Origin of the sequence: Hymenobacter daecheongensis DSM 21074, assembly GCF_900141805.1 — a bacterium.
Lineage (GTDB): Bacteria > Bacteroidota > Bacteroidia > Cytophagales > Hymenobacteraceae > Hymenobacter > Hymenobacter daecheongensis.
Genome location: NZ_FQYN01000003.1, coordinates 438,268 through 462,468, shown reverse-complemented (window position 1 = coordinate 462,468; position 24,201 = coordinate 438,268). Strand labels below are relative to the sequence as shown.

Genomic DNA, 24,201 nt, shown 5'->3' with positions numbered 1-24,201 from the left:
ACCCGTTAGGGTGAAGCCACACCGCCGAGCCAAGGCACTGCCCGACTCACGCCTGCCCGCTCTTACATGTCAGGGCCACGAAGACTACGCCCCGGCCGGCTAAACGGCCATAATGGGCACTAACCACTCATGCTATGCTTAAACCAGTTTGCGGTAAGTAGTTGTCTGCTAAGCGTCAACGCGTGCTAGTAATCCCATTTTATATAAACATTTTGTTAAATATTTTACTTGATAGGTGTTTTATAGCTTGCATTATTCTTTTAAATAATTACTTTTATGCCATATAGTGGTGGTTCGTCTGAAAATGACAGCTTACTATAGTTTAATCGATTCTTTTCAAAAGCTAAAGCTGGCCCTGGGCTGCTCTTCTATGGCTTCTTCGACCAAAAACAATGCTGCTCGTCCGGTACGGCCTGTGCCCGCGCCGGTGCTGGTGCTGTGGTGGCGACCCTGGATGATGGGGCTGGGCTGCCTGCTGCTACTGCTACTGGCCGCCGCGCCGGGCCGGGCCCAGCAAGCAGGCCGTAAGCCGACGTCGGCCAAAGAAGCAGCCCCGAAGCCTGAAAAGGAATCGGAAGCTTCGCCGCTGCCCGCTAAAAAGCTGGAAGAGGCCCTGCAGCTGCTCATCAAAGCCACCCGCGACACCACCCAGAACGGCCAGCGTCGCCGCTTCCGCCCCACCGAGATAGAAGGGCTGGTGATGGATCAGACCATCACGAAAGTAGGCCACGATTTCTACGATGTATTCTACAGCCAGTGGGAAGCCCCGCCCGGCGTGGGCGATTTTACCATCATCATCCGCGAAAAGCCGGCCCGCGGCACCAGCACCCTTATTTCGGTAGAGGTGAATGAGAATGAGCTATTGGAGCTACCGCTGCAGCCCAAAGCCGAGATAATTGAAGAAACCGCCACCTACGCCATCGGCGTAGCCACCGATTTTCTGGCCAGCTCCCGCAACGTGGGCCAGCAGTTGGAGCGCGGCGGCAACCAGGGCGGCATCGGGTCCTTTTAGGCACTTTACGCACGGCATCTTTCACGCTTTCACTCCCTGATTTCATGAAATCAACGCTACTTCGCTGGGGCCTGCTGCTGCTCCTTCTGGCCTTCAGCGGCCCGGCCGCGTGGGCCCAGGATTTTGTATACGAGCCCAAAAACCCCTCTTTCGGTGGCGGCAATACCTTCAACTACTCCTGGCTGCTGAGCGCGGCGCAGGCGCAGAATACCATTGAGGACCCGGCTTCCAAAACCAATTCCAACCCCTTCTCGATCGATCCGCTCAAGCAGTTTGAGCAAAGCCTGAACCAGCAGATTCTGGGGCAGCTGGCCCAAAAGCTGGTCGGCAACCAGTTTGGCAGCCAGAACAAGGGCCTGCAGGAGGGGAGCTACACCGTTGGGTCGTATCAGATAAACGTGGTGCCCACCGGGGGCGGGTTTTCCGTGCAAATCACGGACACCAACACCGGCAATCAGACCACAGTGACCATTCCTTACTTTTAATCTCGCCGCCCCAGCGCTATGCCACACCTCGTCTGTCGTCGCCTGCTGCCGGTTTTCTGGCTGCTCTTGTTGGGAATAACCGGGTGCGCCCCGTATCTGCATCAGCAGTTTACTGCGCCCGACCGCGCCCGGCTGGGGGCCGAGGTGCGGGCCGGTGGCGCGTTGCGCGGCCTGCCCGTGCCCAAAGACCGGCTGGTGGTGGCCGTGTACAAATTTCGCGACCAGACCGGGCAGTACAAGCCCGCGCAAAACGGCTCCAGCTTTTCCACGGCCGTCACGCAGGGCGCTACCAGCATTCTGCTGCGGGCGCTGGAAGAGTCGCGCTGGTTTAACCCCATTGAGCGCGAAAATCTGGGCAACCTGTTGAATGAGCGCAAGATAATTCGCTCCAGCCGTGCCGAGTATCAGGAACTGACCGGCGACCGGCAGCCCGCGCTGCCTTCGCTGCTCTTCGCCGGCGTTATCCTGGAAGGCGGCATTATATCGTATGATGCCAACCTGATAACGGGCGGGGCCGGCCTGCGCTACTTCGGGGCTGGGGCCTCGGGCCAGTACCGTCAGGACCGCGTGACGGTGTATCTGCGGGCCATCAGCACCAGCACCGGCGAGATTCTGAAAACCGTGTACACCAGCAAGACCATTCTCTCCCAGCAGGTCGATGCCAGTCTGTTTCGCTTCGTCAACTTCAAGCGTCTGCTCGAAACCGAAACCGGCTTCACCTACAACGAGCCCACGGAAATGGCCGTGAAAGAAGCCATCGAAAAATCGGTGGAGGCGCTGGTGTACGAAGGTATTCAGGACCGGCTGTGGGCACCGCTGCACGATGCCGACCGCAACGGGCTGGCTGTGACGCAGTATTTGCAGGAAAAGAAGGAAAATCAGCACATCGACGTGCTGGGCCGCACCGACCGGGAGCGGCGGGGCTCGATGGGCGTGGGCCTGAGCGCGGCCTCCATCCGCTACAACGGCGACCTGAGCAGCCCGCGCCTGCGCCCCGGCGGCGAGCTGACCATTCGCTACAGCCCCAATCCCAACAACCGGTTTTCGGCCGCCCTGAACCTGGGCCGGTTCGAGCTGGGGGCCGGCGACTTTTACCGGCAAACCTTCAACTACGCCGAGCTGTGCGCCCAGTACCGGCTTTTTCCGCGCGACCGGTTTACGCCCTACGCGCTGGCCGGAGCCGGCATCACTTCCCCCGACCGCACCATCAATTCCAAGAGTGTGCAGGGGCAGCTGATGGCGGGCGTAGGCTTGGAAATGCTGGTTACCGATCAGTTGGGTCTTGGTTTGGGTGCCGATGCGCACTATTATATGACCGACCGGCTTGATAATGTGCGACTTGGTAAATATAACGATTCTTATTGGGCTTTGCGGGCCAGCGTGGTTTTCTACCTGAGCCGCCGCGAGCGGGTAGCACCTTTGCCACAGCGGTAAGACTACGCTCTTATATAGAGAAAGGTATATAAAGCAGAGCCAATGCAAAGGCTCTGCTTTTTTGCTGCGTATTTTTCTTATAATATGACTGAATAAATAATTTATTTAATAATTTTTATTGATCGTCTATTGACTTTTAACTTTTTGTATATAGATTTGTATCATTCCTCCGGAGGGAATATCGATTCATAGTATAGTGCCAGTTGATTGCCTCCCCCCAAACCCCCAAAAATCCCATGAAAAAGCTTTCATTCCTAGCCGCCGCTTTGCTGGCCGCTGGAGCCGCCTCGGCTCAGAATAATACCCAGACGCTGGCACAAACCGGTGGTAATAGCAACTCCGCTACCGTGACCCAGATGGGCAACAACAGCTCCGCCATCGGCGTGCAGACCGGCAGCAGCAACGAGCTGACCCAGAACCAAGTGAACGGTGGCTTCAATGCCATGACTTCCGTATCGCTCGGCAGCTTCAATAAGTCTAGCCAGGAGCAGGGCGACGGCAACCGAAATGTGGCCGTTGTAGAGCAGGTTGGGGCCGGCAACGAAGCCAAGCAGCTTCAGCGCCGGGCCGTCGACTATGGCGGATCCTACAATGAAGTGTCCGTTCAGCAGATTGGTGGCCTGAACAAAAGCGACCAGCAGCAGCGGGGTAGCTACAATACGGCTACTGCCAAGCAGATTGGCCTCGGCAACGAAGCCAATCAGTTTCAGGGTACGGCCGCCACGCACGCCTACGAAAGCTCCGCCAGCATCGAGCAGATTGGCGCGGGCAACGTAGCCACTCAGCGTCAGAAATACGACAACCACTCGGCCACCATCGAGCAGTCGGGTATCGGCAGCACGGCCGTGCAGGAGCAGACGGCCTTCGCCGACGGCAAGGCCGGCAACCGCGCTTACATCGACCAGGACGATGCCGGTGGGCACTACGCCCGCCAGCGTCAGACGGGCTCGGGCAACCAGGCCGACACTTATCAGGGTGCCAGCCTGAACAGCAGCGACGTGCTGCAGGTGGGCCTGAGCAACACCAGCGTGGTGAAGCAGAACCACCCATAAGGCCCGGCTTCGGGTGCTTCCTTGCAGCAAAGCACCCGAAGTTTGGTGATGACCGGGCTGCCAGACCCCGGAGATGCTGATCCTACTCACTCAGATATATATAAGGAGTAGCTCCAGCCTCCACCGCCCACTTTCCTCGCTTTCATTTCTTCCACCATTTTTTTCTTCCACTTTCAATTCTTTCTTATGAAAAAGATTTCCTTCCTCGCCGGTGCCCTGCTGATGTCGGGTGCGGCTTTCGCCCAGGGTAACATTCAGTCGCTCTCGCAGACGGGCAACAGCAACATGGGCACCGTTACGCAATCGGGCAGCTTCAGCACCGCCACCGGCATACAAAGCGGCAATAGCAACGAGTTGACCCAGACCCAGGGTAGCGCGACCGGCTACGGCAATACCCTGAATACGGCCATTACCACCCAAAACAGCTCCAGCAACAAAGCCTCGCAGACGCAGTATGGCTCCCGCAACGAGGCCCAGATTACGCAGGGCGACGGGATTTCTGGTGATGACCGCAACCAAGCCACCCAGCTGCAGATTGGCCAGCGCAACAAAGCCAAAGCCACGCAGATCGGCGGCGACAGCAAGTCGTATCAGGAGCAGCGCGATGGTAGCCGCAACGAGGCTACGGTGATGCAGCGCGGCGGCGACTTCAACGACGCTCGTCAGGTGCAGCGCGATGCTACCTCTGGCTACGGCACCAACGACAACAAAGCCTCCATCGAGCAAATCGGCAACTACAACAAGAGCAGCCAGGAGCAGCAGGGTGTAGAAAACCAGGCTTCGGCCATTCAGAACGGAGCTTTCAACGAGGCCACGCAGACCCAGGGCAGCAACTTCGACGGCAGCTTCCGCAGCATCGCTTCCATCGAGCAGCTTGGCAGCTACAACAAAGCCACCCAGACCCAGCGCGGCGACAACCAGCGCGCTACCATCGAGCAGGATGGCAACCTGAACACCGCCATTCAGACGCAGGGCAACAGCATCGGTGGTGTTGGCAACCGCGCCTACATCGATCAGGACGGCGACAACCACTATGCCCGCCAGATCCAGACGGGCGTAGGCAACCAGGCCGATACTTGGCAGGGTGCCAACAGCAACACCAGCGACGTGTCGCAGGTGGGCAACAACAACACCAGCGTGGTGAAGCAGAACCACCCCTAAACCCTGGTTTTTGTTAGCGCAAAGCATCCCGCAGGTCCTCGGATAGGCGGGATGCTTTTGGCGTTATAAAAAGTATCGAAAAAAATAACTCATTGTATTTTTTTATTAATAAATAACCTTATTTTTATACCGCTGATTCAAGTGCCAGTTCATCGGCCTTGGGTTTCTATTCTTACTTAGTCTTCTTTTAACCTTCCTTTTTCTGTCAGGATATGAAAAAAACGCTTATTCCGGGCCTCTTCGTGCTGCTGTGCTTAGGCAGCACGCTGACGCAGGCTCAGTCGAAAAAAGACAAGGAAGACCTCAGTACCGGCGAGCTGCTGGTGCAAACCACCGGCAGCGAGCTGGCCCCTGGTAGCGAGCCGGGAGCTGCGCAGAGCCTGAACCGGGCCGTGCTGGCGCAGGATGGCATCGGCAACCGCGGCACCATCGATCAGCGGCTGCTGGGGGCGGGGCGCGGCAACGCGGCCACCATTGCGCAGGATGGCAACGGCAACGCGGCGGCTATTCTGCAGAATGGCTTCGGCAACCGGACCACCATCGTGCAGCTGGGCAACAACAACACCGCCGCCAGCGAGATAAACGGCCGTAACACGGAGTCGGATATTCTGCAGAAGGGCAATAACAACCGCGTCGATCAGCGCCTGAATGTGGATGACCGCCGCTATAGCGTGGAGCAGATGGGCAACAACAACCAGCTGGTGCAGCGCGAAAATGGTAGCCACACGCCCGGCTACGGCGTGAGCATGAAAGGCGAGGGCATCCGGGTCATCGTGGAGCAGGGCAAAGTCTCGGCCATGCCCTGAAGTATTTAACCAGAAAGCTCCGGCGCGGCATCCGTCAGCCGGAGTTTTTTTTGGCCTTTTTCGCGCCGTTGCATTATTCCCGTTTCACTAAACTACTCGCTGTCAGCTGATGAAATCTCTCTTCTACATCGCGGCCTTGCCTGTGCTGGCTGCGCTGGCGCAGGCCGTGCCGCCCGCCGAGGGCCCAACGTGCCAGGCTCAGCTAGCCGCCCACCTCGAAGGCAACCAGCTCACGCTGGTGGGCCACTGCCGCAATGACTCGGAAAAGGCGCTTACCCTGCGCTACGAGCTGCTCACGGATAAGCGCGGGCCCGCCGGCACCTCGCGCAACACGCAGTCGGGCACCGTGACCGTGGCTCCCCGGCAAACGGTGGCTTTATCCCAGACCAGCATCAGTGTATCGCCCGCCGACTTCTACCAGGTGCATCTCCACCTGCTGGATGCGCACGGCACCGTCGTTGCCCGCGACTCGCTGGTGCATGCACCCGCTTCCCGTCCCTGAGTGCCGACTGCCGCTACGGCCTCATTACTCTGCTCTTTCCCTTTCCTGCCTGCCCCACCATTCCATCGTTATGCTTCTCACTCTGCGCATCCTGGCCCGCCTGTTTCTGGTTCTGCTCCTAGCTCAGGCGTTGCCGGCCTGCGAAACTACCACCATCGAGCCCGTGTACTATGGCGGCATAGAAGGACTGGTGGTAGATGCCGCCACCAATCTGCCCATCGCCAACGCCGTAATTACGACCAATCCGGCTACTTCCTCTATCACTACCGACTCGGAGGGTAAATTCTCCCTGCCCAATCTGGTGGTGGGAAAATATGCCCTAGCCGTGCGCAAAACCGACTTCAAAACCGAAACCGTGAACGTGCAGGTAGGGGAGGGGCCAGCCGTAGCGGTGAAGGTGCCACTGGAAAAGGCTTCGGGCACCAACCGCCGCCCCAATCCTCCCTCCAACCCCAGCCCCGCCGAGCGCGCCACCAACCAGGCCACGCGCCTGACGCTACGCTGGCGCGTCACCGACCCCGATAAGACGGATTCCTTGCGCTCGGAAGTGGTGCTGTATGAGAGCAACTCCACTGACCGCCGACAGCTGCTGACCAACTCCCGCGACACGACCATCACGGTCAATGACCTTAAATACAACACCATTTATTTTTGGCAGGTAACCGTGCGCGATAAGGCCGGCGAAACCGTGCGCGGCGATGTCTGGAGCTTCCAGACGGGCGTGCTGCCCGACAACCGCTACTTATTCGTGCGCGAAACCGCTGGTAATACCGACATCTATTCCTCTGACGAAGCGGGCGCGAATCTGCTGCGGCTCACCAAATCTGTCTTTGTCGAAACCGCGCCTCAGCTCAGCCCCAACCGCGACCTGATAGCCTACACCTCCAATGCCCTGGGCCAATACCAACTCTACACCATGCGGCGCGACGGTTCCGACCCGCGCCTGATTACTCCCTACGGCATTCCGGTGGAAGGCTATGGCAACGCCGGCCTGGCCTATCGGTGGTCGCCGGATGGCTCGCAGCTCATCTACGCCAGCTACGATAAGCTCTGGCGCGTGAACCGCGACGGCACCGGCCTCACGCAGCTGGCCACCGCCCCCGCCGGCCGCCACTTCCGCGAGTGCGACTGGGCCACCCAGGGCAACCGTATCGTTGTGCAGACGGTGGGAGCCAACCTGTATGATGCGGAGCTATACCTGCTGAACGCCGATGGCTCGGGCCTGACGCAGCTGATCGGCAACCTGCCCGGCCGCCTCGATTCGCCCTCCTTCAGCATTAATGGCAGCATGATTCTATACAGCCGTGACGTGGATGGCTACGAAAACGCCAATGGCCGCCAACTCAATGCCCACATTTTCATGCAGCGCCTCGATGGCACCGGCGTAGTTGACCTGTCGGCGGCCCTTGCCACGGGCACTAACACCGGCAAAATAGCCGGCACCAACGACGTATACCCGCATTTTTCACCAAACGGCGCGAAAGTCATCTTCATGAACGTGAGCAACGACAACCTCTCGGCCCCCGAAGTCTGGACGATGGATCTGGACGGCCGCAACCGCGCCCGGCTATTTCAGAATGCCAGCCTGCCGGATTGGAAGTAGCAAAATAGAATAGCAGCACACGGGTGCGGCCAGCTGGGTAGCAACACGCTACCCAGCTGGCCGCACCCGTGTGCTGCATTGGCACCTTGGCCTATAGCTAGCGCATTATATAAAGCAACGTGTGAACGTGTTTATCAGGCCCCGTGTATACTGCTCGCCTGCCTGCTAACAGCGTCGCTGCACATGGACGACTTATTAGCTGGCATAGAAAAAATACACTGGATTAAATATTCCCTTATCAACTGTGTTGCGAAAATGATGCAACTTTGCGGTTCTGAAACAAATATGTTGACAAAGGTATGTTTGTTTCAATGCTACAATTTATGAATAAAATGAAATTTATATATAGGGAAATTTTCACTGCTTCATCTTTGTGAAACCTGTAAAATACAGTAGTTGGCACGAATTATGGGCAGGATGCGCGGTTCACAGTGTTTTAACAGCCTCACATTCATCATGGAAAAATAATGTAAAACCTGTGAAATTTAATAATCAATACCCGTTGTTTTGTCGTAATGACGTTGAGTTCAAGGCTTAGGCCTTTTCCCGCTTTTTCCACCTCTTCCTCTCGTAACCCTTACTTCTTCCATACTATGAAAAACACTTACTTGAGTGCCTTGCAGTGGGCACGAAAGCCGCATCTGCGGTTTCTGATCTTACTGCTGCTGGCTTTGCCGGTCTTTGCGCAGGCACAGACACTTACTGTAACACCTTCTACAACTTCTGGAACCCCTACTGACTATGGAGCAGTAGCTGTAGGATTGACTTCGACCCCGCCATTTCAGTATACTGTTTCTAGTAGTGGCTTTAGTGGCCCTACTACTGTCAGCTTTACGAATGCACCTTCGTTCGAGGGTAGTACTAATGGGACTACTTTCAGCCAGGCAGTTTCTTTGCCCGCTGCAGGGGGAACATTATTTGTTCGATTCAAGCCTACTGCAACTGGGGTAGTTAACGAGCGGATAGATCTTTTCAACTTTAACGGTGGCTTTGCTTTCGCACAGGTATTTGTTCGTGGTACTGGTACTCCCGGTACCCCGACTATTGCGGTCAACCCAAACTCCATGAGTTTTGGCAACCAGGTAATTAACACCGCCTCGGCTTCCCAATCTACTACGGTAACCGCTACTTCGCTGACGGCCCCTATCACCGTAACGGCTCCTACTGGTTTCCAGGTGAGCAACGCCAATGTCAATGGTGGTGCTTTTGCTCAATCTATCTCCTTGCAGCAGGATGGCAATGGTGCAGTCAACACGACTGTAAATGTTCGTTTCCTGCCAACAACGGCCGGTAATTTTGTCGGTAATGTGACCTTCACCAGCACTACGGCAACCGCCAACGTGGGTGTTTCCGGCACCGGTACGTTGCCGCCTCCTATCTTGACGGCTACGCCAAGTCCACTGGCTGATTTCGGTCAGGTGCGCGTAGGTTCTTCCAGCAACACGCCGTTTCCTTTCTTCAATGTAAGTGGTCAGGATTTGCAGGGTCCGGTGACCATCACGCCGCCTACCGGCTTCCGCATTCGGACGGGTAATAATGCCTTTTCGACAACTGCCATCGTTCTGACTCCGACCAACGGCACGTTGGCCAGTACGCAGATTGACGTTCGCTTCAGCCCAACTGCCATCCAGACCTACGCCAGCGACATCACGGTAGTCTCTACCAATGCTACCACCCAGCTCGTGCGCGTAACCGGTGAGGGCATTGCCAGCACGGGAAATGCTACGCTGGTCGTTGATCCTACCACTATCGACTTCGGTACGATCACCAGCAGCGGTAGTACCCGTGTTGAGCGCTTCGAAGTGAGTGGTACTGATTTGACTGATAACATTACGCTCACCGCGAGCAGCACTAACATCCAGTTCCGTAACGCTACGGCTGGTGGCAGCTTCTCGAATGCACCTATTGTGCTCACCCGCACGGGCGGTACGGTTACTCCGCAGAGCATTGAAGTGCAACTAGTGCCCCTGGTTGCCAAGGATGGCTTCAACGAAAGCATCAGTGTGGTTAGCGGCTTGGTTTCCTCCTCGGTTACGGTGACTGCTAACAACCCCAGCGGCGGTACTTCGGACATTTCGGTAGCAAACCCGGATGGTAACACTTTCACTTTCGCTACCCGTCCGAATACTACTTCGGTTTCGCAGCGCTATCTGCTATCTGGTACGAATCTGGTGCAGGATCTGGTGGTACGGCCCATTGGCCCTAATGCCCAGTACTTCCAGGTTTCAGCCGATAACGTCGTGTTTTCCAACAGCCTTTCTTTCACGCCGGATGCGCAGAATAACGTAGTCCAGCGTCCGATATTCGTTCGCTTCATTCCGGGCAGCGCGGCCATCACTGTTACGGCTACCATTCGTAACTCCAGCGCTCCTGCTCCGAATGCCGACGTATCGGTAACGGGCATTAGCCAGCCTACTATCCGTCTGAACAATGCGCTGGGTGATTTCGGCCAGTCGGTGGTAAAACTCACGACTTCGGCTCCCAAAACCGTTCGTCTGGAAGGTTTCCTGCTGGATGGCAATGTGGGTATTCGCTTCCCCGCGGACGGCAATGCTGCCGGCACGCTCAATACGGCTGCCACTCCGCTGTTCGAGTTCTCGCTGAATAGTGCTGCCTATACTAAGGAGGCTACTATCACTCCTAATGTAGAAGGAAACTTTGTAGCCAACCTAGATGTGCGCTTCGCTCCACCACGGGTAGGAAATGCTGACCAGAATCTGGAGTTCAGCAACTTTAGCTTCTTTGGTGATAACAACTTCAATGCGCTCAGCAGCGGTTTTGGCCGGGCTACGGGCTTCTCAATTGCCGTAGAACCCACGGCTCAGTCAACTGCTCGGGTAGTGCGCAATGGTACGTCTGCTACCATTACTTTCGACCTGTCGAATCCCCCAACTGGTACAACTTATGGACAGAGTCGCTTGGTTATTGGTAGCAGTACTTATCTGACCACCCTGCCTACAAATCTGTTCCCGCGAGACAAACAGAACTTTGACCCCGGTGCGGCTATCAATGGAGCATACCAGTACGGTAGTGGCACTGCCATTGAGGCCGGGACAAATACCTTCGTCGTATTCAGTGGCAATACTAACTCCTTCACTGTTTCCAATCTGACTTCCGGTGTGAGCTACAAGTTCTACGGCTTCGAGTTCAACAACGATGGCGTGCTGAACGCGGAGAACTACCGTGTGCCAAACAACGAGCCGCAGGTTCCGCTGCCGGTTGAGCTGGTTTCGTTCTCGGCTAAGCTGCGCAACAACGCAGTTGTGCTGAACTGGGCTACGGCCAGCGAGAAGAACAACCGTGGCTTCGAGATTCAGCGCAGCCAGACGGGCAAGGAGAGTGACTTCACCACCATCCTGACTAAAGAAGGCGCTGGTTCTACCACCACGCAAACCAAGTACGAAGCCGTAGACAGCCGTCCGCTGCCGGGCCTGTCGTTCTACCGCCTGAAGCAGACGGATTTCGACGGTGCTACCACCATCACCAAAGCCATTGCCATTCGGGCTACGCTGGGCGAGGTTAGCCTCTACCCGAACCCAACGCAGGGTGAGGTGACCATCCTGGTGCCGCAGGGCTCTACCGAAAATCTGGCGGTTCGCATCACGGATCTGGTGGGCCGGGAGGTGCAGGCTGGGGTGCTGAAAGCCGATGGTAAGCTGGACACGAGCAACCTGAAGGCTGGCACGTACATCGTCGTTATCGGCGAAGGCAAGCAGGCCGTGAGCCGTAAGCTGGTGAAAAACTAACCCTGATTCGTTCGCGAAACTTGTAGTCGAAAAAGGCCTCCCGCTTGCAGGAGGCCTTTTTTATTTTCCCGCGGCGGGTTCCGTAACCTTTTGATAAAGCTCCTGCGTAAGGGAAGGCCGCTCAAGTGACCTACCTTTGAAAATGCTTCCTTTCCGCTGCGTGCGGAAGTTTCTGATTCCACCTCCAAATTCTTTTTTATGCACAAAAACATTACGCTATTTCGTCAGTATGCAAGCTCTGGCCGTGGCGGCTGGCGCTTCCTGCTGCAGCTGCTGGTCCTGTTGGGCTTGCCGCTGCTGGGCCGCGCCCAGGCGCTGACCCAGGCTGATTTCACCGGCCTGATTGTACCGCAGTATATGGCCAGCGGCACGGCTACCCGCCTGCCGGTGCTATACCGCGCCACCGTCAGCAACCTCACGCCCGGCACTACTTACCGCTACTACACCCAGGGAGCCACAAACTCGGCCACCGGCGGCGGAGCTGACATTGGCGGTACTGGCAGCGGTGCCGGCAACCCATTGTTGGTAAACGGCCTCTCTGGCTCTTACTCCACCACCAGCACGGCCAGCCTGACTGCGGCGGGCGGCTACGAAACTTTCACGACTGATGCCACCGGCTCCTACACCGGCTGGTTTGGTCTGGTGAATACGGGTAATACGCGCTTTACCGGTGGCAACGTCGTTTTCCCAACCATTGTGCTGGCCCCCAATGCTACGCCTACGGTGATTGAGAAGCGGCTGGCGCTGAACCAAGGCATCACGGTACTCACGTTTGCGGCTACTGCTACGGCTACCAGCGGCACCTTCATCAAAGGAAATTCTTTTGCGAGCCCCCGCAACTTGGTGGCCCTTTATGATAACACGACCGGCACGGGCCGCCCATTGGCCGTGACGGTGGTGGAGCCTATCAGTGTGACCATCACCGGTGTGATTCCAGGCTATACTACTTCATCGGGTGATTGGAATACCCTCATTCCGAATGCCAATGCCAGCGGCGTGCGGCGGGTAGAGGAACGCTCCGTAGCGAGCGGCAGCGTGGTGAATTGCAACACCGATGCCGATGGCCTCTGGCCGTCGGGCGCGGCTACGGCCAACCCTACGGGCGGAACCACGCCTGTGCAGCTTACCAACACCGATGCTCCGCTGAACGCTGGCTGCGGCGTGGCTGGTACGCCAACCATCACGGTTTCGACCAATGGTCCCTTGGCTTTCACCACCACGACGGGCACCAATTCGGCTGTGCAGACCTACACGGTGGCAGGCACCAATCTGACGGCTGATATCACCATAACAACTCCGGCCGGCTATCAGATTTCTTCGGATGGCTCTACCTTTAGCAGCACGCTGACGCTGGCTCAGACGGGCGGCTCGGTATCGACAAAAACCATTAGCGTGCGGCTGCTGGGCGCTACCAGTGGCACTTTCAACGGCAACATCACCAACGTAAGCGGCACTGCTTCGCAGAACGTGGCGGTATCCGGCACGGTGGGCACGACGGGGCCGGTGGCCCCAACCATCACCAGCTTCACGCCGACCAGCGGGCCAGTAGGAACGGTCATCACGCTTACCGGCACCGACTTCGCCGGGGCTACGGCCGTGACCATTAGCGGCACGAACGCGCCGACCTTTACGGTGAACAGCAACACGCAGATTGTGGTGACGGTGCCTGCCGGAGCCACTTCCGGGGCTATCAGCGTAACCACGCCGGCCGGCACGGGCTTCTCGACCACCAACTTTACCGTGACAGCGCCGAGTCCCACGCCGCCAACCATCGCCAGCTTCACGCCGGCTTCCGGTCCGGTCGGTACTTCCGTGACCATCACGGGCACCAACTTCACCGGGGTTACCGCCGTCAGCTTCAACGGTATTGCGGCTACGTTCACCATCGTCAATGCGACGACCATCACGGCGACGGTTCCGACGGGGGCTACCACCGGCACCATTGCCGTAACGAACCCGGACGGTACGGCCACTTCGGCTACCAGCTTCACCGTGACGGCTTCGGCCCCAACCATTGCCAGCTTTACGCCGGCCAGTGGGCCGGTAGGTACGTCAGTAACCATTACGGGTACCAACTTCACCGGCGCTACCGCGGTTGCCTTCAATGGCACGGCGGCTACGACGTTCAACGTAGTGAATGCTACCACCATCACGGCGACGGTTCCGGCCGGAGCCACTACCGGCACCATTGCCGTGACCACGCCGGGCGGCAGCGCTACTTCCGCTACCAGCTTCACCGTAACCATTCCAGTGCCGACCATCACGGCCCTGGCTCCGGCCATTCGGGTGGCAGGCAGCGCGGGCTTCATGCTCACCGTAACGGGTACGGGCTTCCAGACCGGTGCTACCGTAACGCTGAACGGTACGGCGCTGACGACGACTTTCGTATCGGCTACCACGCTAACGGCGGCAGTGCCGACTTCAGCGTTGACTACGCCCGGTACCTACAATGTGACTGTTGCCAACGCGGGCGGTACGTCTTCGGTAGCGGCTACCTTCACGGTATCGGCGGCTACGGCCGGCTTGTTCGAGGACTTCGAGCAGGGCGTTAAATCTGGTTATGCTACGGCTACCGTGGCGCTGCAGAGCGGCGACTGGACCCTGACGGATGCCCTTATCGGCACCAGCACTTCCGATAAGTTCAATGGTACGCGCAGCGTGCGGGTACGCGGCGGCGGTACAGTAACGATGAACTTCGACAAGCCCAACGGCGCGGGTGTCATCACCCTGAACGCGGCGCTGTATGGCTCCGACACCAATGTTTCGCTGAAACTGGAAATTTCGTCCGACGGCGGTGCTACTTACACCGACATCACCGGCACCGCGCCGGCGCTGACGGCTACGCTGGCAAGCTATTCCTTCACGGCCAACCGTGCGGGCAACATTCGTCTGCGCATCAGCAGCACCAATACGGTGGCGGCCAGCAATCCGCGCTTCAACCTCGACGACATCAGCATCAGCGACTACACGGCCCCGGCCACGCCGGTTATCACCGTGACCCCGGCTTCGCTGGCGGCGTTCAGCACAACCACGGGCACGCCTTCTGCCAGCCAGAGCTTCAGCGCCAGCGCTTCCAACCTGACCGCTGACCTGACCGTGACGGCCCCGGCCGGCTACGAAGTATCCTTGAGCCAGACCACGGGCTTTGGCGCAACGGTTACCGTAGTTCAAACCGGCGGCACCGTAACCAATGCGCTGGTGTATGTTCGTCTGACGGGCGCGGCCAGCGGTACTTTCGCCGGCAACGTGACCGTGGGCAGCACGGGCGCGGCCACTCAGAACGTGGCCGTAACCGGCACCGTGACGACTCCGGCACCGACTATTGTTTCCTTTACGCCGGCTTCCGGCCCGGTCGGTACGACGGTGACCATCACGGGCACCAACTTCACGAGCGCTACCGCCGTCACGTTCAATGGCCTGGCCGCCGTGTTCACGGTGGTGAATGCCACGACCATCACGGCGACGGTTCCGACGGGTGCCACTTCCGGCACCATTGCCGTAACGACTCCCGGCGGCACCGTTACCTCGGCTTCCAGCTTCACGGTTATTCAGCCAAATCCGGCCCCAGCCATCACCAGCTTGTCGCCTAATACGGCCGTGGCCGGCAGTGCCGCTTTCACCCTGACGGTGAACGGCACGGGCTTCATTACTGGCTCGGTGGTGAACTTCAACGGCGCGGCCCTGGTCACGACGTTCGTTTCGGCCACGCAGCTGACGGCCGCCGTACCGGCTACGGCAGTAGCTACGGCCGGCACTTACAATGTAACGGTGACCAATGCTGCCCCCGGTGGTGGTACTTCGGCCGCCGCTACGTTTACCGTAACCACGCCCGCGCCAACCATTGCCAGCTTCACGCCGGCTTCCGGCCCGGTAGGTACGACGGTGACCATCACGGGTACCAATTTCACGGGTGCTACGGCCGTTGCGTTCAATGGCACGGCCGCCACGATCTTCACCGTGGTGAATGCCACGACCATCACCGCGACGGTTCCGACGGGTGCCACTACCGGCACCATTGCCGTGACGACTCCAGGCGGTACGGCCACCTCGGCCGCCAGCTTCACAGTAGTTATTCCGAACCCCGCACCGACCATCACCAGCCTGTCGCCTACCACGATAGTGGCTGGTAGCGCGGGCTTCACGCTGACGGTGAACGGCACAGGCTTCGTTAGCGGCTCGGGGGTGAATTTCAACGGTGTGGCGCTGGCCACTACGTTTGTCTCGGCTACGCGGCTGACGGCCGCCGTGCCTGCCAGCGCTATTGCGGTGGCGGCTTCAGTGCCCGTCACGGTAACCAGCCCGGCTCCGGGCGGTGGCACTTCGGCGGCGGTTACGTTCACCGTGACCATCAACACGGCGGCTCGCAACGCCCAGAACCTGGATGGCTTCGCATTGTATCCGAACCCCACGCTGGGAATGGTGACCATCGAGCTGCCCAAAACCTGGAACAGCCTGAACCAGCCCGTACGTCTGACCGACCTGAGTGGCCGCGTAGTGCTCCAGACGCGCCTCGGCGCTGCCGGTCAGCTTGATCTGCGTGCTTTGCCCGCCGGCATCTATATGCTGACCGTGGGCGAAGGTCAGCAAACTGTAACGCGCCGCGTGCAAAAGAACTAACTGCCAGAGCGATAAGCGCTGATAAAAGTGAAAAGGCCTTTCCTATATTAGGAAAGGCCTTTTTTGTTCTATTTCGTCGGTTTAACGATTCAATAACACATAATATGGTATCTAACCCGGACTGATTTGTAGCTTTGTCATTTACGTGCTAAGTTTAGCTTTCCGGATTTCGTCCTCTCTACTCTTTCTTTTCTATATGATTGCACTCTCTACTCTGATGCCGCGCTTCACCCGATCCGGCTCCGCTTCGTGGAAATTTCTGCTGATTTTGCTGCTCTGCCCGCTGGTAGGGTGGGGGCAGACGACGATTGTTAGCCAAAGCTTTGAAGGATCTGGCACTAATTTGTGGTCATATACGGCTACTACAGGCACATTTACTTCTGTTAGTGGTAGCTCTGCTGCCGGCGACAGGCCTGCTAGCACAGCGTATGCTACTACAGGCTCAAATGCTTGGAGCACCCTTAATACTACTCAGGCATTGACATTTGCCAATCAGTCATTAACGGGTTACACTGCTGCATCTATATCCTTCCGACTTGCTGCATTTTCGGTCGGGGCAACAAACAACGGTATAGATCCGGGTGACAGCGTTAGTGTTTCTATCAGCGTGGATAATGGCGTGACGTTTAAAAGGGTGTTACGCATAAATGGTCCATCTGCGAATAACGCCTACTGGAGCTATGCTGCGGTTAATACTGCTACTGTCACTTATCCAACAGGGGGCATTTTCGCCCCGGCAGCAGGAGGTGATAGAACTGCAATTGATGGCTACAGCACGGTTAAAGTAAACCTGCCTGCTTCCGTGACGCAAGTTCAATTGCGTATCACCAACAGAACCAATGCAACTTCAGAAAGGTGGACGGTTGATGATGTGACGTTAAGTGGCACAGCGACTCCCTCAACTCCCACCATCACCGGCTTCACGCCCACTTCGGGTCCGGTGGGGCAGGTCATCACCATCACGGGCACCAACCTGGGCACCATCACCGGCGGCACCGTGAACGGCACCGCCGCCACATTCGGCTCGGCCTCGGCTACCAGCGTCACGCTCACCGTGGCTTCCGGCACCACCGGCACCGGCCAGGTCGTCCTCTCCGACGGCACGACCACCTACACGGCCCCCGGCACCTTCACCGTGGACGGCACCCCGCCAACCTTTGCCAGCGGCTCGCCTTCGGCTTCGGCCATCACCACCACCGGCTTCACGCTCTCGTCTACGATTGACGAAGTCGGCAAGACCTACTACGTGGTGCTGCCCAGCGGCGCTGCGGCACCCACGGTGGCCCAGGTAAAAGCGGGCACTGGCAATGGCACCGCCGCCCTGCAGGCCGGCACCATCACCAACGCTACCGCCAACGCCGCCGCCACGGCCGCCATTTCGGGCCTGAGCGCCGGTACGGCCTACGACGTGTACCTGGTGGCCGAAGACGCCGCCGGCAACGTGCAGAACAGTAGCTCGCCGCTGACAGTAACCACGACTGCGCTAACTCCCACCATTACCCTGACGGGCAATACCTTCCCCGCCTTCAATACTGTGGCCGGCACGCCCTCGGCGGCCCAGTCGGTGACGGTGGAAGGGGCAAACCTCATCGCCGACATCACCATCGCAGCGGTGGCCGGCTACGAGTTTTCCGTGACCAGCGCCACCACCGGCTTCGCGCCCTCCCAAGCCCTGACGCCCACCGGCGGTACCGTGGCCCCCACCACGCTCTACGTGCGCCTGACGGGCAACACGCCCACGGCCAGCCTGGGTACTCCCCTGCAGGCCACGAGCCCCGGCGCCACCACCCGCACCCGCGCCTTGTCGGGCACGGTGGTTCCCGAGCCCACCACCCAGCCCACGGTGGCTACCGGCGCAGTCGGCGGCTCGTCGGTGGTGCTGACCGTGGCCGGCGGCGACGGCACCAACCGCCTGCTGGTGGTGCGCGACGCGGCCACCGGGGCCGTAGTACCCGTGGATAAAACGACCTACACGGCCAACGCGGCCTTCGGCAACACCGGTACGGGCACGACCACCAGTGCCGGCAACTACGTGGTGCTGACCGGCACGGTCACCACTGTGACGGTAACGGGCCTGACGCCCAATACCAGCTACGTGGCCGAGGTATACGCCTACAATGCCGGCTCCGCGGCCGGCTTCGAAAATTACCTGACTACGACGCCGGGTACCGCGAGCTTTATCACCGGCAGCCCGGAGCTGGTCGTTATCAGCCAGGTGTACGGGGCCGGCGGCAACAGTAACGCAGCTTATACCAACGACTATGTAGAGCTGTTCAACCGGGGCACCAGTACGGTGGACCTGAGCAGCTACTTCATTGCCTACTACTCGAACAACAGCACCGCTACTACTCCTTCTACTACGGTACTCCTGACCGGCTCCATTGCCCCCGGCAAATACTACCTCATCAAGCTGGGCGGTGGTAGTACGGGTAGTGCCCTGCCTACTCCCGATGCAACGGGGGGAATTGATATGGGTGGTTCAGCCGGCCGGGTAGAGCTGTTCAACGGCACCCTGGTGGATCGGGTCGGCTATGGTTCGGGTACGGGCCTGTATGAGGGCACGGGCCGTGCGCCGGCTCCCTCCGCTTCCAACGCCATTTTCCGGGCCAACGGCGGCTGCACCGACACTAACGACAACGCCGCCGACTTCGCCGCCGCGGCCGCGGCCCCCCGCAACTCGGCCACCGCCGCCAACACCGGCTGCGGGGTTCCGAGCCTCACGGCTACCACGGCCCCGGCCACCTCGCCCACCAGCATCAGCGGGCTGAGCACCACGGCGGGCACGCCCTCGGCAGCCAAGACCTACACCCTGAACGGCAGCAACCTGGGCACCACGCCCGTGACCGTGACGGCCCCGGCCGGCTTCCAGGTTTCGACCACGGCCGCCTTCACCGGCATCACCGCCGACGCCAACTCGGTATCGATAACGCCGGTCGGCGGCAGCATCAACAGCCAGACCATCTACGTGCGCCTGACCGGCACTACCGCCGCCTCCTACAGCGGCACCGTGACCAACACCAACGGTGCGCTGTCGGCCCCGGTGCTGGTGTCCGGCGTCGTGAATCCGGTAGTGACGGCCAGCCTGACGGTGGGGGCGCTGAACGCGGTGACCTTCACCACCATTGCCGGGGTGCCTTCCACGCCGGCCCGTTTCTACACCCTGAGCGGCTCGGGCCTGACCAGCGACGTGACCGTGACGGCCCCGACCAACTTTGAGGTGTCGGCTACCAGTGCCACCACCGGCTTCGCCACCTCGCTCACGCTCACCCCGGCCCAGGTCAACGGGGCCGGCCTGACCCTGTACGTGCGCCTGAGCGGCACCTCGGTGGGCACGGCCAACGGCAGCAACCTGATCATGTCCAGCGGCAACATCACCCACACCAGCAGCGGGGCCGCGTCGAAAACCCTGGCCCTGGACGGCACCATCGTCATCGAGCCCACGGTCAGCTCGGGCATCGCGGCCACCAATGTGGGCTTCAACTCGGCGACCATCAACCTGAGCAACTTCGTGGCCGGCACCGGCACGTATGCCCTGGTGGTGGTGCGCAACAGCGCCACGGCCGCCGTGGCCCCCACCGACCAGACGACCTACACCGCCAACCCCGTGTTCGGCAACAATGGGACGACCACCATCACCGGCCCCGGCAACTACGTGGTGCTGAAGGACGCTGACGTCACGGTAACCGTGACCGGGCTCAGCCCCACCACGGCCTACACCGCCGACGTGTACGACTACAACTCGGACAATTCGGTCAGCGGCGTCACGTTTGAGAACTACAAACCCGTGCCCCGCTCGGTGAGCTTCACCACCACCGCCGCGCCCCTGGTCAACTATGACTTCACTGGTACCTCGGTCGCGGCTTCCTACAAGAACCCCAACGTGACGGCGGCCAACTTCGAGCGTGGCAGCGGTATTACCGCCAACAATACGGTGACGGGTGTCTTCGGCTCGACGGGCTATGCTTCCAGCGGCACGCTCAACCCCAATAACTACGTAGGCTTCAGCATGGCCCCGGCTCCCGGCTACCGGTTTACCCTGACTACCCTGGACTACACCGACAGCAAGAGCACGGCGGGCCCAACCAACATCGAGGTGCGCTACAGCCTGGACGCGGCCTTTACTAATCCCGTAACGGTCGGAACGGTTTACAACCCTTCGACTACCACCACGGCCCGCTCCATCAGCCTGGGCAGCGGCCTGACCAACGTGCAGGGCCCGGTGTACTTCCGCATCTACGGCTACGGCAACACCGGAATCTACCGCATCGACGACGTGAACGTCTTCGGCACGGTAGAGGTAGCCCCGCTGGCCCCGGAAATCAACCTGCAGACTGCCACCGGCACTGACCTGGCCTCGGGCAGTACCTACGGCTTCGGCGCGGTGCAGCCGGGCAGCACGGCTACGGCCACCTTCACCGTTCAGAACCTGGGCACCACTGATCTGGCGCTGAACGGCACGCCCGCCGTGCAGTTTGAGGCCGGCAGCTCCCCCGAGTTCACCATCACGGCCCAGCCCGGCATCACCACCATCGCCGGGGGAGGCAGCACCACGTTCACGGTCACTTATACGCCGGTGGCGGCTACCGCCCAGACCGCCACGCTCATCATTGCCAACAACGACAGCGACGAAGACCCTTACCGTCTGGTGCTGACCGGTACTCTGGCCCAGCCCTACGTGTGGAACGGCTCCGGCACCAGCTGGGCCGCTGCCACCAGCTGGACCCCGGCCCGCACCACGGCCGCCCCGGCCGACGTGCTGGTATTCGACGGCAACGTGACGGCTACGGCTGCCGCCACGGTCGACTTCACCACGGCACAGACGGTGGCTCAGCTCATCTTCCGCAACAGCGTGCAGGCGACTCTGAATACTGACGGCACCCGGACGCTAACCATTGCCAACGGCAACACCAGCGGGGCCGATCTGGTGGTGGGAGCCGGCTCGGCGCTGACGCTGACTAACCCCACGGCCAATACCACCGGCCTGACGGTGCAGCTGAGCCCCGGGGCCACCGCCAGCATCGGCGGCAGCGTGGTATTCGACAATGGCAACCAACGCCTGCAGGCTACCACGGCCGGCAGCATCGAGTTCGTGAGCGGCAGCCTGTTCCGGCAGACGGCCAACATGGCGGGCAGTCCGTTCGGGGCGACCAACGCCAACATCAACAGCGTCATCTTCCGCAACGGCTCCCGCCTGGAGCAGGCCGGCGGCTCGCAGCCCTTCGGCATCACGGGCACCAACTCCGTCATTGTGCTGGAGCCCACCAGCCAGTACGTGTTCAGCGTCGCAACTCCGACTTCCTTCCCACCGGTATCCAACCGCACCTACGGCAACTTGGAGCTTAGCGTGGTCAGCGGCAATACGGCCAGCTCCACGGCTTCGGGCGCGCTCACCATTGCCGGCAACCTGACCGTGACCAGCGGCAACGTAGCGCTGAACCTGACCAGCACCATCTCGGTGGCCGGCAACATCGTGGTCAATGGTACCAGCACGCTGACCTTCAGCCCGGCATCGGCCGGCACGCTCACGCTGAACGGCACGACCCCGCAGACCATCGGCGGTACTGCTCCGGCTTCGGCCCTCACCTTTGGCCCGAACCTGACGCTGCAGATCAACAATGGCACCGGCGTTACCCTGGCTCGGCCCCTCACGCTGAGCCGCCTGGCCCTGACGTCGGGGGTACTGACCACAGATGCTGCTAACCGGCTCACGCTGACTGCTGGTGCCAACCTAACGGGTGGCGGCAGCAGCAGCTACGTGGCCGGTCCGCTGGCCCGGGCTTCGGCCGCCGGAGCCTCTTCGCTGCTGTTCCCCATTGGTAAGGCCGGCAAGTTCCTTCCCGCCACCCTGGCCATTGCTGCCCAGGACAACCCGACTACCTACGTGGCCGAGCTGTTTAATACCTCGGCCCGTACCAGCACCCTTACGGCTCCGCTCACCCGCGTATCGGGCATCCGCTACGTTAATATCACTCCGGAAGGGGGGCAGCCCGCCGGCTTTAGCGGCACCATCACGCTCAGCTTCGACACGAATGACGAGGTAACCGATCCGGCCGACGCGATGCTGGTAATTGCCAAGCGCAGCCTCAGCACCGACCCCTGGATAAACATCGACCGCTCGGCCAGCACCGGCACCGCCAGCAACGGTGCGTTCGTGGCCGGCACTCTCACCTCGGGCACGTTCACCTCGTTCAGCGACTTCGCTCTGGCCAGTCTCGACCCGGACCTCGTGCGCAACCCGCTGCCCGTGGAGTTGACGGCTTTCAAAGCCCAGCAGCAGGCGGAAGGTGTACTGCTGAAGTGGACCACCGCCTCGGAGCACAACAGCGCCCGCTTTGAAGTGCAGCGCTCCGCCGACGGCAGGTCGTTCGGACCCATCGCCAGCGTGGAGGCCCAGGGCCAGAGCACCCAGGCCCACACCTATTCCGCCCTCGACCGCCAGCCGCTGACCGGCACGAGCTACTACCGCCTCCGCCAGATAGACCGCGACGGCAAGACTGCTCTCTCGCCGGTGGTGGCCGTAGCGGCCGCTGGCGTAGTCACCCTGTTCCCGAACCCAACCTGTGGCCCGCTATACCTGCAGCTGCCCGCCGCAGCACACTACCGCGTGCTGAACAGCACCGGCAGCGTGGTGCTGACGGGTGAAGCCGCCGAGGGAGTCGCCACGCTGAGCGTGACCCCGCTGCCGGCGGGCCTCTACCAGCTAGAGGTGGTCACGGCCGCTGGCCGCACGGTGCGCAAGTTTATCAAGGAGAACTAAGCCTGACCGACTGTCGCCCAAGCAAAGAGGGCCTTTCCCATCTTGGGAAAGGCCCTCTTTACTGCTGACGGAAGGACAAGATAGAGCGTCGATTAGCACGTTTTAAACCGCGTTATTAACTGGTTTGCTGAGGCAGAAACGCAAAGTACGGCGTCTCCGCATCGTGCGGGTCAGACACTGTTATTACTGCACGGGCTACGCGTTGTGACCTATACACGTCACGCCGCATTTTAGAATTGCCTATGGCAGCACCTGCACAGCAGGTTAAGCCCCGAACCGATGCTATATCGCCCTGCGGCGGGTTTTGCGGATAATGCACGGCAGGGGTAGGGGAGTCATCTTTGGCCGTAATCGAGTTGAAAAATAATAGTAATTATGTTTAATATCTTCGGGCATTCAAACGTGAGGATATTCCCACAAGGCCTACTAGGACAGATGGTGGTTTTCTCCTTGCTTGCTCACTTTATTCACACCAAATTGCAATATGAAAAAGAGTGTTTGTTCCTTGATTGGCCTAGTCTGCACCGGTCTGTTGCTTTGCCCGCTGGCTGGCTTTAGCCAGTACACTACCAAACAGAGCTTCGAGGTAGCCGGGGATACTTATGGGTATACACCTACTGGCGGACAGATCTTTACGGGTACTTCCGCTACAGCTTTTGGGGGGGGTAATCCTAGTCCAGCGGCCAGTGCCGTAGCTTCAAGTGGTGCCCGTGCGTATGGTGTACAGAACAATACGGGTAGTGGCACGACAGTCAGCACCCTTAATTTTCAGAACATCAACTTTACTGGCTCTACCAACAACTTCCTGACGCTGCGCCTAGCTGTGTTTGCCACCAACCAGAACGGCGGCCTGGCTTCAACCGGAAGTGTAGTCGTCAGCATCAGTACCGATGGAGGTGCTACCTTTACCCCTACCCTGACGGTGGTCGGCACGGGTTCCGGTAGAGACATTTTCTGGGATTACTCAGCTACAGCTGCTGCCACCGTCACCTTTGGCGCTCCTCAGACGTTTTCTGCGACTGGAAC

At 59.6% G+C, this 24,201-nt stretch carries 11 protein-coding genes; all 11 read left to right on the top strand.

The annotated features are described in order from the left end of the window. Positions 1-370: 370 nt before the first annotated feature. The 11 genes from BUB62_RS07595 (at position 371) to BUB62_RS07545 (ending at position 23,175) form a co-directional block, all read left to right on the top strand. Complete coding sequence (locus tag BUB62_RS07595) at positions 371-1,012, top strand: CsgE family curli-type amyloid fiber assembly protein (protein ID WP_159437423.1); 642 nt, start codon at positions 371-373, stop codon at positions 1,010-1,012. Positions 1,013-1,056: 44 nt separating this feature from the next. Then, positions 1,057-1,497, top strand: a complete 441-nt coding sequence (locus tag BUB62_RS07590) for a curli production assembly/transport component CsgF (protein ID WP_073108199.1) — start codon at positions 1,057-1,059, stop codon at positions 1,495-1,497. A gap of 18 nt (positions 1,498-1,515) precedes the next feature. Further along, complete coding sequence (locus BUB62_RS07585) at positions 1,516-2,931, top strand: CsgG/HfaB family protein (protein WP_073108197.1); 1,416 nt, start codon at positions 1,516-1,518, stop codon at positions 2,929-2,931. Between the two features lie 236 nt (positions 2,932-3,167). Continuing rightward, the gene (locus tag BUB62_RS07580) at positions 3,168-3,983 is read left to right on the top strand and encodes a hypothetical protein (protein ID WP_143164078.1); all 816 of its coding nucleotides are present in this window, start codon (positions 3,168-3,170) and stop codon (positions 3,981-3,983) included. A 186-nt stretch (positions 3,984-4,169) separates the two neighbouring features. Then, positions 4,170-5,144: a hypothetical protein gene (locus BUB62_RS07575; RefSeq protein ID WP_073108192.1), complete on the top strand. Its 975-nt coding sequence runs from the start codon at positions 4,170-4,172 to the stop codon at positions 5,142-5,144. 212 nt (positions 5,145-5,356) lie between these two features. Next, a complete protein-coding gene (locus tag BUB62_RS07570) occupies positions 5,357-5,950 on the top strand; it encodes a hypothetical protein (protein ID WP_073108190.1) in 594 nt (197 codons plus the stop codon). A gap of 109 nt (positions 5,951-6,059) precedes the next feature. Continuing rightward, positions 6,060-6,452 carry a curli-like amyloid fiber formation chaperone CsgH gene (csgH, locus tag BUB62_RS07565; RefSeq protein ID WP_073108188.1) on the top strand — a complete coding sequence of 131 codons (393 nt, stop codon included), beginning with the start codon at positions 6,060-6,062 and terminating at the stop codon, positions 6,450-6,452. Between the two features lie 70 nt (positions 6,453-6,522). Next, positions 6,523-8,055: a carboxypeptidase regulatory-like domain-containing protein gene (locus BUB62_RS07560; RefSeq protein WP_073108185.1), complete on the top strand. Its 1,533-nt coding sequence runs from the start codon at positions 6,523-6,525 to the stop codon at positions 8,053-8,055. Between the two features lie 1,064 nt (positions 8,056-9,119). Further along, positions 9,120-11,801: a T9SS type A sorting domain-containing protein gene (locus BUB62_RS07555; RefSeq protein WP_159437422.1), complete on the top strand. Its 2,682-nt coding sequence runs from the start codon at positions 9,120-9,122 to the stop codon at positions 11,799-11,801. A 198-nt stretch (positions 11,802-11,999) separates the two neighbouring features. Beyond that, positions 12,000-16,418 (top strand): IPT/TIG domain-containing protein, encoded by a 4,419-nt coding sequence (locus BUB62_RS07550; protein ID WP_073108181.1) that lies wholly within the window; start codon positions 12,000-12,002, stop codon positions 16,416-16,418. Between the two features lie 871 nt (positions 16,419-17,289). Further along, positions 17,290-23,175 carry a choice-of-anchor D domain-containing protein gene (locus tag BUB62_RS07545; protein WP_159437421.1) on the top strand — a complete coding sequence of 1,962 codons (5,886 nt, stop codon included), beginning with the start codon at positions 17,290-17,292 and terminating at the stop codon, positions 23,173-23,175. Positions 23,176-24,201: the final 1,026 nt, after the last annotated feature.